The sequence below is a fragment of the Caulobacter sp. AP07 genome (assembly GCF_000281955.1).
Taxonomy (GTDB): domain Bacteria; phylum Pseudomonadota; class Alphaproteobacteria; order Caulobacterales; family Caulobacteraceae; genus Caulobacter.
In genome coordinates this window covers 96,480-110,787 of sequence record NZ_AKKF01000140.1, presented here as the reverse complement: position 1 = coordinate 110,787, position 14,308 = coordinate 96,480, and the positions used below count along the sequence as shown (strand labels likewise).

The window sequence follows — 14,308 nt, the reverse complement described above, 5'->3', positions numbered from 1 at the left end:
GGGTGGGGCTTCACCGCCGCAAGATGCCCTGCACCGATCCCCCACCCGACCCGCTACGCGGGCCACCCTCCCCACAAGGGGGAGGGAAGGACGAGATGGTTTTTGGATTTCAGAAACTGACGGTTCAAAGGTCCGACTTGGGTCGTTCATCGCCCTTGGAGCGCCGGGCCGAAGGTCGTATTTCTGGCGCGACCTGAGAGTCCGTTAGTGGCGCGGACTCGACCGCTAGTTCCCAGCGCGTCTGCATCCCGATACGCGAAGGGGCGTCCGCCCCGCGCGTTGCTAGTCGACCGAAATCTCGAAAGGCCCCACGGGCAGGTCTTCGCTGTTGAACAGGTTGACGAACGGGGCGTCGCTCCAGGCATAGCGGATGGCGCGGATTTCGGGCCGATTGACGCCGGACAGCGTCACGCGGTCCCCCGCGGCCATCGCGGATGCGTAGCGGCATCGGCGGTCGCGGTCGCAGACCTCGAAGCCGATGGCGGTGTCGCTGCTGTACGTGCGCAGGCCGTCCGCGGCGTCGCTGAAGCGCACGACCAGATCGTCGCCCGAACGCATCACGGTCACGGGGGAGGGGCTCTGCGCCACCGTCTCACCATAGGCCACGCGCCGGGCGGTCAAGGCCAACCGGGCGCCCACGACGGTCTTCTGGCCAGGATGAATGTCGTAGCGGTCGCCGATGTCGATGATCGAGGTTAAGCCCACACGGTCAAGCGTCTGGGCCGTCCGCCGCTGCTGTTCGCGCACCTCGGCGGTGTTCGATGCGCCCGGGCGGTCGCTGACGGGGCCGTAGCTCGGCAGCTGGGCGAGCACGAAGGGCAGGTCGGTCTCGCCGAACGCGGCGCGCCACTGCCGGATCAGCGCCGGCAGAAGACGACCGAAACCGGCCGGGTCATGGACGTTGGACTCGCCCTGATACCAGGCGATGCCCTTGACAGTATAGGACGTCACGGGCGCGACCATGGCGTTGTACAGGCTGCCCGTGCCCTTGGTCGGATCCCAGGGGGTCAGCGGAACATCGCCCAGGGCGTCCAGCGGCGCGGAGACGCGATAGCGCCAGGCTTGCGGCAGCGGGGCCTTCGATCCGTCCGCCAAGGCCAGGAAGCGCTGGTCGTCGGTGTCGTAGAGGCCGCCGGAGCCGCCCGAATCCAGCACCCGGACCGCGACGACGTTCCGGCCCGCCACGAGCAGGCCCTTGGGCAGGGCGTAGCTGCGGCGCGTGGTGCGTCCCTCGATGCCGCCGACGCGCACGCCGTTGACGAAGGTGGTGTCGCTGTCGTCGATCAGGCCCAGGGCGATACGCGTGGCGCCCTCCGCCTGGGCCTTGGTCAGGGTGACGGCGGTGCGATACCAGACCGCGCCGTTGAAGCTGCTCAGTTCCGGGTCGCCGAGGCGCTCCCAAACCCTTGTCGGATGGACCGGCTTCCAGCCGGCGTCGTCGAAATCGGGCCGGGCCCAGGCGGCCTTGGCCTTGGCGTCCGGCTCGTGGGCCGTCCACCAGGCTTCGAAATAGCGCGCCTGCCGCGCCTCGCCGGCCTGCGGATCCTTGGCGTAGAGGTCCAGGCGATCCAGCGCGTCGTCATAGGTCTTGAGGGAACGCAGTCCGGCCTCGCCGATCCAGGCCTGGGTCTGGGTGCCGCCCCAGGTCGACGTGATGAAGCCGACCGTCACGCCGAAGTGGGCTTGCAGCGCCTTGGCCATGAAGTAGCAGGCGGCCGAGGCCGGACCGACGCTCGCCGGCGCCGCCAGGGTCCAGCCGCTGACGGCCTTGGCCTCGTCGAGCGGGCGCGGGGCGACATCGCGCCCGACATCGGTGAACCGCAGCAGTGGGTTCTCGGAGTCCCGGACCTCGTTGCCGCCGTTGGTCGCGTCTTGCAGCTTGAGGCCCATGTTCGACTGGCCGGAGCAGAACCAGACCTCGCCGATCATGACGTCGCTGAGCACGGTTTGATCGCGGCCGTCGGAGACGGAAAGCGTGTGGGGGCCGCCGGCGTCCATGGGCTTGGTCGTCATCGCCCACCGCCCGTTCGCATCGGCGGTCGTCGCCAGGCTCTGGCCGCCGATCTCGACGCTCAGGACGGCGCCGGGGTCGGCTCGGCCGTTGAGCCGAACCGGTTGGCCCCTCTGAAGGACCGCGTGATCGCCAAAGAGATTGGTGAAGCGGGGAGTCTCGGACAGAGCCGGGCCGCAGCCAAGGGTTCCGGCCAAGGCCAGAGCGGCAAAGCGTTTCATGCCGTTTCCTCGATGTCGTCGGCTGGGCTTCGTCCGCCCAGTCTTGTGTGGTCTGTCTGCCGTTCAGCCGTCAGGCGGCGCCGTGCTGCACGGAAAGCTTGAAGCGGTCGCGGTGCTGCAGCGCCTTGCGGCGCAGTTGCACGATGGCCTCGGTCTCCTCGGCCGCCAGCATGGCTTCGAAGAGGCGGCTGAAGTGCTCGCGCATCGCCAGCCGCGCGGCGTTGGGATCGCGGTTGCGGATGGCGTCGAGCACCGCCCGATGCTCCTCGATCCGGTCCTCGAATCCGCTCTTGCAGACGTTGCTGTAGACCTGGACGACCCGCGGCGCCTCGTTGCGCATCCGCCAGAGGGTGCGCACGAAATGCTCGATGATGGGACTGCCGCTGTTCTCGGCGATCAGCAGATGGAAGCGCTCGTCAGCCTCTTCGGCCGCCTCGTCGTTGCCCGCCATCACCCGCATGGTCTCTTCCAGCAGCGCCAGGGACTCCGGGGGCATGTTCAGCGCCGCCAGCGCCGCCGACTCCGCCTCGACGACCGCGCGGACCGTCGTCAGTTCGAACGCGTCGATCTCGGTCAAGGGCGACAGGTCTGTTGGCCGGCGGGGGCGGACATAGACGCCCGAGCCCGTCTTGACGGCGATGTAGCCCTGAGCCTCGAGGGCGATCTCGGCTTCCCGCACAGTGACGCGCGACACGCCGAGCCGTTCGGCCAGTTCGCGCTCGCCAGGCAGTCGGCTGCCCGGGGCGAACTCACCGGACTCGATGAGCTCGATGATCTGCTTTGCGACCTGTTGGTAACGCCTATCCATGGTCATCCGCCGATGCTCCGCTGCCGCTCGTCCGTGTCGCCTTGAGACGACTCGGCGTTCCCAACCCGGGCTGATGGGACATTGGAAGGTTCTATCAGGGGTGAACCAAAGCGGTATACCCCTGATAGGCCAAAGCCTAGTGCTTGAAACGCAAGCCCACCGTGAACTGCCGCCCGGGCGAGCCGTAGAGCGCGGCCACCGGATTGTCGGCGTAGTAGTACCGGCTGGTCGCTTGGTTGGTCATGTTCAAGCCCTCGATCGAGAAGGACGCCTGGTTCGACAGCTTGTAGCTGAACGCGAAGTCGACGTTCAGCGTGTCCTTGGAGCCGCCGAAGTCGTTGATCAGCGGCGTATCGCACGCCACGCCGCCGACGACGCCGGGCGCGCAGGCGCCGGCCACCAGCGGGTAGGTGGTGTAGTAGCTGTCGCGCTGGGCTAGGGACACGCGCGTGTTGATGCGCTCGTCCTCGTAATAGACTGTCAGGTTGACGGCGTTGGGCGACGCACCTAGCCACGGGGCCTTGCCCAGGGTCGCCGGGGTCGTGTCGGTGCCGGGATCCAGGATGTAGGTGAGCTCGGACTGGATGTGGGTGGCGTTGAGCTGGATGCCCGTGTTCTTCAGCAGTCCGGGCAGGAAGGTGAAGGCCTGCTGGTAGTTGACCTCCCAGCCCTTCAACTCCCCGCCGGGAGCGTCGCGGAACTGGCGCGCGGTCGCATCGTAGTCGCCGCGGATATAGGCGGCCTGGTCGCTGTTGGCGCCGAACTGCTCGATCAGGCTGGCAAGCCCCTCGGCGTCGAGGAAGGTCGACAGCGGCGCGGCGAAGCGCACGGTCTGCGGATAGGAGCCGATCTTCTTCTTGAACACGGCCACCGAGATCAGGCCGCCCTCGGCGTAGTACCACTCCACGGCGGCGTCGAAATTGTTGGCCCGGAAGGGCGACAGCTTGGGATTGCCGATCGTCAGGGTGGCGCCGGACGTCATCCCGCCCTCGGGGATCGTCAGCTGGGTGATGGTCGGCGCCAGCTGCTGCAGGGTCGGGCGCGACATGGTCTGGGCTCCGCCGAAGCGGAAGTAGAGGTCGTCGCGCGGGCGAATGGCGATGTTGAACGATGGCAGTACGTCCGAATAGGAATTGCCGCCCTGGACGGTGCGGCCGCCGGTCGAGCGGCCGGTCGAGTCCACGTCGGTCTTGGCGTAGCGCACGCCGATGTTGCCGAAGGTGTTCCAGCCGCCCAGGAAGTCGTAGTTGAAGTTGAGCTGGCCGTAGGCGCCTTCGGTCTGCTCGCGCACGGCGAAGGTCTCCCGGCCCTGCTGGCGGAACTGGGTGAGGCGCCAGTCGCCCCACTTGTTAATGCACTCGCAGGTGAAGCCGAACAGGTCGTCGAACTTCTGGATGTCGGGGCCGAACCACGACGTCGTCGTACCGGCGGGCACATCCAGGCCCTGGCCGAAATCGATGACCTTACCGAGGCTGGCGATCGAGACGCCCGCTTCCTTTTCGGTCGGGTTGATCTGGACGTTCTGGCGCTCGGTCTGCGAGGTCGAGAAGCGATAGTCGCGCTGGGTGCCGCCGAACTTCAGGGTTAGGTTGTCGTTGAGCTCCCAGGTGAAGTCGGCCTTCCACGAGTTGTAGCGGTTTTCGACGACCTTCTTGTGGTAGCGCAGGAACGAGACCCCCTTGAGGATCGTCCACTGGTTGGGATCGGCGGCGTTGAAGCCGGCGTCGAACAACGGCATGTCGCCGCCGCCGCGCTCGTCATAGGTGAAAGTGGCCGGCTGGTCGAACTGGCCCCACTCGGCCATCTTGCCGTAGGAATTAAGTTTGGACCGCGAGGCGCCGTAGGTGAAGTCGGCCCTGAACCGGTCACTGAACTCATGGGTCAGGTTGACCGAGATCTGGTCGAAATTGGTGTTGTAGCTGCCCTGGTCGGCGCGGGCGGCCCAGTCCAGGTTCCGCAGCTGCAGATAGTCAGCGACCCCGTTGGTGACATGGGCGGCCAGCACATCCGTCGCCGGGCGACCGATCTGCTGGGCGCGCATGGCCAGGCCGTCCGCAGAGGGGACATAGCCGCGCGAGACGGGCGAGTTGTAGTAGTCGTAAACGTCGAGATTGTTGGGGTTGTACGAGAAGCTGGTGCCGGCGACGAGCGCGCCGCCATAGGTGGCCTGGCCGCAGTCGATCGGCGAGGCGAAGGGCCCGCCGGCCGTGTAGGTGCAGGTGCCCGGGTAGAGGCCGCGCTTGGAGTTCAGCGCGGTCGCCGCATTGGCCGTGGCGTAGGTCGCGTTGGTGTTGTTGCGGTTCAAGCCGAACGGCAGCAACTGGTTCAGCGTCGAAGTGCTCTTCTGGTTCGAATGCAGCCCGTCGATGGTGAGGCGCGTCCGGGAGGAGATGTCCCATTGGTAGGACGCGGTGAGGCCCAGCCGCTTTTGGTGCAGGTCCTGTTGCTCGGGGCCGGCCAGGGCGGGGAAGATGATCTGCGAGCCGTCCAGCGACGGATGGAGCAAGGCATAGGCGGCCGGATCCGAGCCGGTCACCGCGTCGATATAGGCCGGGTTTGTGATGGCGGGCGTGGCCGACACCGTACCGGGGTTCGTCGCCGTCGGATTCGAGATGCGGTTGGTGAACAGCGTCCCGACCGGCGCTGAGAAACCGGCGCGGCGCGGGTTTTCCAACGTCGCCCAGGTGGCGGAGCGATAGACATATTCGCCCGTCACGATCTGGCGGCGGTACTGATCGGTTTCGGAGTCCTTCTCCGAATAGGCCGCCGAGGCCAGGAAGCCCATCTTGTCGTTGGCGAAGCGCTTGGAGAACAGGCCCGCCAGGCGTGGATTGTGGTGCTTGCCGTTCTGGTAGTAGGCGTCCTCGACCGAGAGCGCGTAGCGGTCCTGGCGATAGTCGAACGGTCGGCCGGTCTGCAGGTCGACCGTGGCGCCGAGCGAGCCTTCATCGGTCTCGGCCGAGGCGGTCTTGCGCACCTTTAGGCTGTTGAAGAGTTCCGAGGCGAAGACGTTGAAATCGAACGTCCGGGTGGAATTGATCGCGGTGGAATTGGTGTCGTTGGTGCCCGCCGTCGACAGCGCCTCGAGGTTGTTGATGCGCACGCGGGTGAAGTCGCCGCCCAGCCCGCGAACGGTGATGGTCCGCCCTTCGCCGTTGTCGCGATCGATCGAGATGCCGGGGATGCGCTGCAACGACTCGGCGAGGTTGGCGTCCGGGAAGTCGGCGATGTCCTCGGCGTTGATGGCGTCGATCATGACGTCCGACTGACGTTTGACATTCAGCGCGCTCTGCAGCGAGGCGCGGTAGCCGGTGACGACGACAGCCTCGACCTCCTGGGCGTCCTTGGTCGCGTTGGGGTCCTGCGACGCCGGCGCTTCCTGCGCGAAGGCTTGGCCGAAGCCCGAGCCGATGATCAGGCAGGTCGATGCCAGCAGCATGGCGCGCACACCGGCGCGCCGTGGATGGGTGTCCATAGTTCTCATCCTCCCCGGATACCAATTTTCTATATTTGGCTTACCTATTTGGTTGACCTCTTGAAAGCGAATGTCAACTCCCCAGCACGCAGTTTTCCCAGAGCGTTCCCCGATCAGGGCCTAGCAAGGCCTGGCTTCCCGCGGCCGACCGCCTCGGTTCGACGCTGTTCAGCGCAGAAGTGGCCGCTGAGCGCCTGCGGAAAATCCTCGTCGTTCAGGCTGCGGTTTGCGTGTCGCCTAAAATTGGTCGACAAAGTGGTTGACAGCTTATCGCTCAAATGGTCGGACTGATGTGTCCTTGTCATCCGACGCGCAGGTCGCGCGGCGCGGGTTTGACGGGCACAGGAAGCGGTCACGGCTTCGGGCGGGGAGGACGTCGATTGAGAAACCTGCGCTCGAGCCTTGCCACCTTGATGGGCCTGGGCGCCCTGGCCGGCTCGGTCCAAGCCTACGCGGCCGAACGTCTGGTGCGCACGCCGGAAGCCTTCGGGGCGGCGGTGCGGGCTTCGGTCCCCGGCGACTCGGTGGTGCTGGCCAATGGCGTCTGGAGCGATTTTGAGATGGTGTTCACCGGCGAGGGAACGGCCGTCAGGCCGATCACCCTGCGGGCCCAGACCCCCGGCAAGGTCGTGATCTCCGGCAAGTCCAACCTGCGCATCGCCGGCCGGCATCTGGTCGTCTCGGGCCTGACCTTCAAGGACGGCTTTAGTCCATCGTCCGAGGTCATCTCGTTCCGCAAGGACAATCAGGCGCTGGCCTTCGACTCCCGCGTCACAGAGACGGTGATCGACGGGTTCAACAAGCCCGACCGCGTTGCCGAGGATTACTGGATCGGTCTCTATGGCCAGAACAACCGCTTCGACCACAACCACCTGCAGGGCAAACTGAACAACGGCGTGACCCTGGCCGTGGTGCTGAGCTCGGCCGAGAGCCAGCAGAACCATCACCGCATCGACCACAACTATTTCGGCCCGCGCCCCCCGCTGGGGTCCAACGGGGGCGAGACGATCCGGGTCGGGACCAGCCCGTTCTCGCGCACCCGCTCCCTGACCGTGGTCGAGGACAACTATTTCGAGGGCTGCAGCGGCGAGGTCGAGATCGTCTCGAACAAGTCAGGCGGCAATATCTATCGCCGCAACGTCTTCGTCCGCTCGCAAGGGGCGCTGGCGCTGCGCCATGGCGACGACAATCTGGTCGAGGACAACGTCTTCCTGGGGGGCGGCCTGGCTCATACCGGCGGCGTGCGGGTGATCAACGCCGGCCAGACAGTGCGCAACAACTACTTCCAGGGCCTGCGGGGCGATGGCTTCACCGCGGCGCTGGTGATGATGAATGGCGTCCCGAACTCGCCGCTCAATCGCTACAACCAAGTGCTCGACGCGCGCATTGAGAAAAACGTCTTCGTCGATGTGAGGCAGGTGCTGTTCGGCGCCGGCGCGGACCAGGAACGCACCTTGCCGCCGGCCCGGAGCACGCTGTCGGGCAACGTCTTCCTCGGCGTAGGCGGCGAAGCGATCTTCAAGGCCATGGCGCCGATCGACGGCCTGACTTTCGTAGGCAACACGATCGACGGGGTTGCGCCGCCGACCGGCGCTTCGGGCTTCGAGGCCAAGGCGATCGGTCGCCACACCCTGCCCGATGGCCGTGTCTATCCGGACGCCGCCGCGCGCAAGGCCCTGGGCCTTCAGGCGCCGGGCAGGCTGCTGACCCGCGAGGAGACCGGCGTGGCCTGGTATCCCAAGAGTGACCGGGCCGTGGCCTTCGACAGCGGCCGCGTTCTTAAGATCAAGCCGGGCCAGGACCAGCTGGCGGCCATCGCTGTCAGGGCCAAGGCCGGGGACATCATCGAACTGGCGAGCGGCGACTATGCCGAGGGTCGCGTCGTCGAGGTCCGCCAGCCCCTGACCTTTCGCGCCGGGAAAGGCGCCGAACCGGTCGTGACCTTCGATCATACGACCCTGTTCAACCTAATCGGCACGGGCGCTCTGAAGCTGCAGGGCCTGCGCCTGTCGGGCGTCAACGCGCCGGACGCGATCGGCAACGCCGTGATCCGCGTAAGCCCCAGCGCCCCATTGAACAACTACGCCGTCGAGCTGGTCGACACTGAGGTCTCGCATCTAGGCGGCAAGGCGTTCGCCGTCCTGAGGGGGGAGAAGGGCGCTTTCGCCGACCATGTGACGATCAGCGGTTCGCGCTTCGCCGACATCAGCGGGACGGTGCTCGATCTCGCCGGCGAGACCGATGGCCTCTACGGCGCCGAGAGGGTCGACGTCGCCGGCAGTCAGTTCACACACCTGGGCGGACCCGTGCTCGATCTCGTGCGGGGCGGGACGGACGAGAGCACCTTTGGCCCACAGGTTCGCGTCAAGGGCTCGACGTTTCGCAACGTCGCGCCGGGCCAGCCGTCGATGCGACTGGACGGCGTCCAGGTCGTGAAGCTCGATGGCAATCTCTTCGAACGCGCGGCCCCGGTCCGCGTCACCGTCCACGTCGGCAAGCCCGATCTCAGCGAGGCCGGCAACAGCGGCGCGGCGCTCGAGATCGTCGATCAGCGCAAGTAGGTCAGATGCCCAAGCTTAAAGCGAAGTTCTACGCGGGCCTTGCGGTCCTGGCTCTCGCCGGAGCGGCTCAGGCCGCCACGCCCACGCCGCCCAAGCGAGCGGCCGGCGCGGCTGTTCAAGCGCCCCCCCTGTTCGCCGCCACCCTAGCCAAGAGCGAGGCTTTCGTGGATCCGCAGCTGCGCAAGGCCATCGACGTGCCGGTCCCGGCCGACGCCGGCGGCGGCTACACGCACGAGCGGCACAAGGACAACTACCGCCTGATCTATGAGGCGGGGATGCTGTACCGGCAGACCGGCGACAAGGCCTATGCCGAGTTGGTGCGGCGCGTGCTGCTGGACTACGCCAAGCTCTATCCGTCTCTGCCGCTGCACCCCAAGCGCGCCAATCAGGTCCCGGGCAAGCTGTTCTGGCAGGTGCTGAACGATAGCGTCTGGCTGGTCAATGCGATCCAGGGCTACGAGGCGGTCAAGGACGCCATCCCGGCCGCCGACCGCGCGACCATCGAGGCCGGCGTGTTCCGGCCGATGGCGGCGTTCCTGTCGACCGGCTCGCCCAAGACCTTCGACAGCATCCACAACCACGGCACCTGGGCGCTGGCGGCGGTCGGCATGACCGGCTACGCGATCGGCGACCAGGGCCTGGTCAACCAGGCGCTGTATGGCCTGGACGGTTCGGGCAAGTCGGGCTTCTACAAGCAGTTGGAAGAGCTGTTTTCGCCTGACGGCTACTACGCTGAAGGCCCGTACTACCAGCGCTACGCCCTGTCGCCGTTCCTGCTGCTGGCCCAGTCCATCCAGCGCCACGACCCGTCGCGCAAGATACTCGACTATCGCGACGGCGTGCTGCGCAAGGCCGTCTACGCCACCATCCAGCAGAGCTATGGCGGCCTGCTATTCCCGATCAACGACGCCATCAAGGACAAAGGGCTCGACACCCCGGAGCTGGTCCACGGCGTGGCGGTGACCTATGCCGCGACGCGGGACCCAGCCTTGCTGTCGATCGCCATCCAGCAAGGCTCCGTGGTGCTCAGCCCCGAAGGCCGCGACGTCGCCGCCGGCATCGCGCGCGGCGAGGCCAGGCCGTTCCCGTTCGCGTCGATGGAGCTTCGCGACGGGGCCAAGGGCGACAAGGGCGCGCTGGTCATCCTGCGGTCGGGTCCGAAGGCCAAGGACCAGGCGCTGGTGTTCAAGGCCACCTCCCAGGGCATGGGACACGGCCATTTCGACAAGCTGTCCTGGCAGTTCTACGACGCGGGCCGCGAGGTCGTGACCGACTATGGCGCGGCGCGGTTCCTGAACGTCGAGGCCAAGGCCGGCGGCCGCTACCTGCCCGAAAACGACAGTTGGGCCCAGCAGACGGTCGCCCACAACACGCTGGTGGTCGACGAGAAGAGCCAGTTCGGCGCCAACACCGACACCGGCGAAAAGCATTGGCCCACGATCCTGGCCTTCGCCGCCAAGGACGGCGTCCAGATGACCGCCGCCAGCATCGAGGACGCCTGGCCGGGCGTGCGCTATCGCCGCGCCATGGCTCTGATCGACCGGCCCGAGGTCGGGCGTCCGATCGTGCTGGACCTCGTGCGCGGAGAGGGGGGCGGCAAGCACCGCTTCGACCTGCCGCTGCACTATGACGGCCAGATCGTCGACTCCGGCCTGAAGTTCCTGGGCGGGACCAGCGAACTGAAGCCGCTCGGCAAGGCCGACGGCTACCAGCACTTGTGGGATCGTGGCCGCGCGCCGGTGAAGGACGGGGCGCGCGTCTCCTGGTTCAACCAGGGCCGGTTCTACGACTACGTCTTCGCCTCCAGCGACGTCGACCAGGTGGTCCTGACCGAGCTGGGCGCCGACGACCCCAACTACAATCTCCGCAACGAGCGGGCCTTCGTCCTGCGCGGCGACGACAAGGACAGCTTCACGCTAGCGGGGGTGCTTGAGCCGCACGGCGCCTACAGCGCCGCAGAGGAATACGCCCGCGACACCATCTCGTCCGTGAAGGCGGTCGAGCGCGTGTCGGAGAACGGCGCGGACCTCGTCTTCATCCGCCTGAACTCCGGCAAGAGCTTGGCGATCGGCGTCTCCTGGGATCGCGATCCCGCCAAGCGCCATCGGATCGTGACTCCCCACGGCGCCTATGCCTGGACCGGCTTCTCTGGCGTAGCGGAGCCCGTGCAATGAGCCGCCAGATGAGGTTCAAGGGCCTTCGCTGGCTGATCGTCGGCATGGTCGGCCTGGCCACGGTGATCAACTACATCGACCGCAACGCGCTGGCCGTGATGTGGCCGCAGATCTCTAAGGACATGGGCGTCGGCAAGGAAGAATACGCCCTCATCCTGACCTGCTTCATGCTGTCCTACGCCACCGGCCAGACGATCTTCGGCAAAATCTTCGACGCCCTGGGCACGCGGGTCGGCTTCATGCTGTCGATCCTGGCCTGGTCGGCCTCGATCGCCCTGCACTCAGTCGCGCGGTCGATCCTGACGCTCGGTGTGCTGCGCGCCACCTTGGGCGTCAGCGAGGCCGGCAACTGGCCCGGCGCGGCCAAGGCCAACGCCGAGTGGTTCCCGGTCCGCGAGCGCGCCTTCGCCCAGGGCATCTTCAACGCCGGCGCCTCGGTGGGAGCGATCATCTCCGCGCCGCTGATCGCCTGGCTGTTCCTGACCTTCGGCTGGCGCGCGACCTTCATGGTCATCGGCCTGCTGGGCGTCCTGTGGGTGGTCCCGTGGGCCATCGTCTGCCGCGCCGCGCCCGAGGACCATCCGTGGCTGTCCGCCGAAGAACGCCAGCACATACTGACCGGCCAGCGCCCGGCTTCCGGCGACACCGAGATCGACTATAGGCCCACGTGGTGGGGCTTGCTGCGCCACCGCGAAGCCTGGGGCCTGATCCTGGCCCGCTTCTTCATCGACCCGGTCTGGTGGCTGTTCGTCTCATGGCTGCCGATCTACCTGGCCGAGCGCTTCGGCTTCGACATCAAGCAGATTGGCCTGTTCGGCTGGGTGCCCTATGTCGGCGCTGCGGCGGGCAGCCTGTTCGGCGGCTGGATCTCCGGCTGGCTGATCGGTCGCGGCTGGCAGCCGGTCAAGGCCCGCAAGTGGGCGATCACCCTGGGCGGCGTCTTCATGCTGCCGGCCCTGCTGCTGACCATCGGCGCGTCCTCGCCGCTGCACGCGGTGCTGCTGATCGCCGTGATCCTCTTCGGCTTCCAGGTCGCCATCAACAACATTCAGACCCTGCCCAGCGACTACCTGCCCCGGTCGGTCGGTTCGCTGGCCGGGATCAGCGGCACCGCCGCCGTGGTCGGGGTGCTGATCACCACCTGGATCGTCCCGGTCGCCACAAAGGTCAGCTACGCCCCGGTCTTCGCCATGGGCGCCAGCCTGGTTCCCCTTTCCATCCTGTCCATCTGGCTCTTGGGCGGCCGAGGCGAACGCCTCGTCGATCCCGCCCTTTCGGTCCCCACTTCCAACGGAGCAAATTCCTGATGCGCCTCAACAACAAGACCGTCATCGTCACCGGCGGCGCACGCGATATCGGCAAGGCCGTGTCGCTGAAGCTGGCGGCCGAAGGCGCCAATGTCGCCGTCAACTATTTCGGCAGCGAAGAGGGCGCCAAGGCGACCCTCGCAGAGATCGAGGCGGCCGGCGGCCGCGCGCTCATCCTGAAAGGCGATATGACCTCCGCCGCCGACGTCCAGGCGCTGATCGATACGGCCGTATCGACCTTCGGTGGCCCTATCGGCGCCCTAGTCAATGTCGCCGGGGGCATGGTGGCCCGCAAGACGCTGGGCGAGATGGACGAGGCCTTCTTCGACCACGTCATGCGCCTGAACCTGACCTCGGTGTTCCTGACCACCCAGGCGGCGGTCCCGCACATGACCGCCGGCGCCGCGATCGTGAACCTGTCCTCGCAGGCCGGCAAGGACGGCGGCGGTCCCGGCGCCACGGCCTACGCCACGGCCAAGGGCGCGATCATGACCTTCACCAAGGCCATGGCCAAGGAACTGGGTCCCAACGGCATCCGCGTCAACGCCCTGTGCCCGGGCATGATCGGGACAACTTTCCACGACACGTTCTCCAAGGACGAGGTCCGCGCCCGTGTCGCCGCCGGCACCCCGCTGCGCCGCGAGGGCCGCGCGCCCGAGATCGCCGACGCGGTGGCCTATCTGGCCAGCGACGAGTCCAGCTTCCTCACGGGGGTCTGCCTGGACATCAACGGCGGCCTGCTGATGAGCTGATGGGAGAGACGTCGATGATCGCCAAGGCTCTCGCCGCCATCGCCCTGCTGGGCGCGACGCCCGTCGCCGCCCAGACCCCGACCGACCCCGTGACGCGAATCCCGGTCACGGCGCCGGAGGCGACCAGGGACGTCGTCTACCTGCAGCCCAGCGGCAAGGACCTGCATCTCGACGTCTACCGCAACACCGCGTTCAAGGGTCCACGCCCGGTGCTGGTCTACATCCATGGCGGCGCGTGGTGGAAGGGCGAGAAGCCGGCTGGATGGGGCGGCTTCCGCGCCTATCTGGCGGCGGGGTTCTCGGTGGTCACGGTTGAGTATCGCCTGACCGACGTCGCGCCCGCGCCTGCGGCGGTGCAGGATGTGCGCTGCGCCCTGTCGTGGGTGAAGGCCAACGCCAAGGCGTACGGCTTCGACGCCAAGCGGATTGTACCCTACGGCGCCTCGGCAGGCGGTCACTTGGCCTTGATGGCCGGCATGCTGCCCAGGAACAACGACATCGACCTGCCCGCCTGCCGCGACCAGCCGACCGTTCCGGCGATCCTCGATTTCTACGGACCCTATCACCTGCGGCCAGACCTTCCCGGCGCGTTCAAGAGCCCGTCGACCGCGCGTTGGATCGGTGAAGGGCCGGAGTCCCTATGGACGACGATGTCGCCGGCGGCGTACGTGCGTAAAAGCCAGCCACCTGTCTTCATCGTTCATGGGGATGCGGACCCGACCGTGCCTTACGAGGCTTCGCTGGCGCTGAAGGCGGACCTAGATAAGGCTGGCGTTCAAAACCTCCTCCACCCTGTGCCGGGGGGCGTGCATGGCAAGTTCCCAAAAGAGGAGCAGGACAAGATCGAACGCGAGGCCCTGGAATTTCTGACGATGACCAGGGTAGTTGGCGCTCGCTAGCGCTAAGCGCTGGCCAAGTGTCGGCTTTCCGGCGCGGGGCCAAGGTCAGCTTCTGGCGCTTGTCGAACGAAGGCTGCGATTGAAGGCCGCAGGCCATTCC

Annotated in this window: 8 protein-coding genes; 5 read left to right on the top strand and 3 right to left on the bottom strand. The window is 66.9% G+C overall.

The genetic code is table 11. The features are described 5' to 3' along the window. Positions 1-282: 282 nt before the first annotated feature. From PMI01_RS10935 to PMI01_RS10925, 3 genes are all read right to left on the bottom strand, one after another. The gene (locus tag PMI01_RS10935; protein ID WP_007668015.1) at positions 283-2,232 is read right to left on the bottom strand and encodes a sialate O-acetylesterase; all 1,950 of its coding nucleotides are present in this window, start codon (positions 2,230-2,232) and stop codon (positions 283-285) included. Positions 2,233-2,302: 70 nt separating this feature from the next. After that, a complete protein-coding gene (locus tag PMI01_RS10930; RefSeq protein WP_238537042.1) occupies positions 2,303-3,040 on the bottom strand; it encodes a FadR/GntR family transcriptional regulator in 738 nt (245 codons plus the stop codon). 136 nt (positions 3,041-3,176) lie between these two features. Further along, positions 3,177-6,515, bottom strand: a complete 3,339-nt coding sequence (locus PMI01_RS10925) for a TonB-dependent receptor domain-containing protein (protein ID WP_007668008.1) — start codon at positions 6,513-6,515, stop codon at positions 3,177-3,179. A gap of 380 nt (positions 6,516-6,895) precedes the next feature. Between PMI01_RS10925 and PMI01_RS10920 the strand changes: the two genes are divergently transcribed. From PMI01_RS10920 to PMI01_RS10900, 5 genes are read left to right on the top strand one after another with little or no spacing between them, the layout of a single operon-like run. Next, positions 6,896-9,076, top strand: coding sequence for a polysaccharide lyase 6 family protein (locus PMI01_RS10920; protein WP_007668007.1), 2,181 nt, complete (start codon positions 6,896-6,898; stop codon positions 9,074-9,076). 5 nt (positions 9,077-9,081) lie between these two features. After that, positions 9,082-11,250, top strand: coding sequence for an alginate lyase family protein (locus tag PMI01_RS10915; RefSeq protein WP_007668006.1), 2,169 nt, complete (start codon positions 9,082-9,084; stop codon positions 11,248-11,250). Beyond that, positions 11,247-12,557 carry an MFS transporter gene (locus PMI01_RS10910; RefSeq protein WP_007668005.1) on the top strand — a complete coding sequence of 437 codons (1,311 nt, stop codon included), beginning with the start codon at positions 11,247-11,249 and terminating at the stop codon, positions 12,555-12,557. Before PMI01_RS10915 ends, PMI01_RS10910 begins: the two co-directional genes overlap by 4 nt. Beyond that, entirely contained in the window at positions 12,557-13,309 is a 753-nt protein-coding gene (locus tag PMI01_RS10905) for an SDR family NAD(P)-dependent oxidoreductase (protein ID WP_007668004.1), read from the top strand. The genes PMI01_RS10910 and PMI01_RS10905 overlap by 1 nt, the downstream gene beginning before the upstream one ends. 14 nt (positions 13,310-13,323) lie before the next feature. Further along, positions 13,324-14,208, top strand: coding sequence for an alpha/beta hydrolase (locus PMI01_RS10900; protein WP_007668003.1), 885 nt, complete (start codon positions 13,324-13,326; stop codon positions 14,206-14,208). Positions 14,209-14,308: the final 100 nt, after the last annotated feature.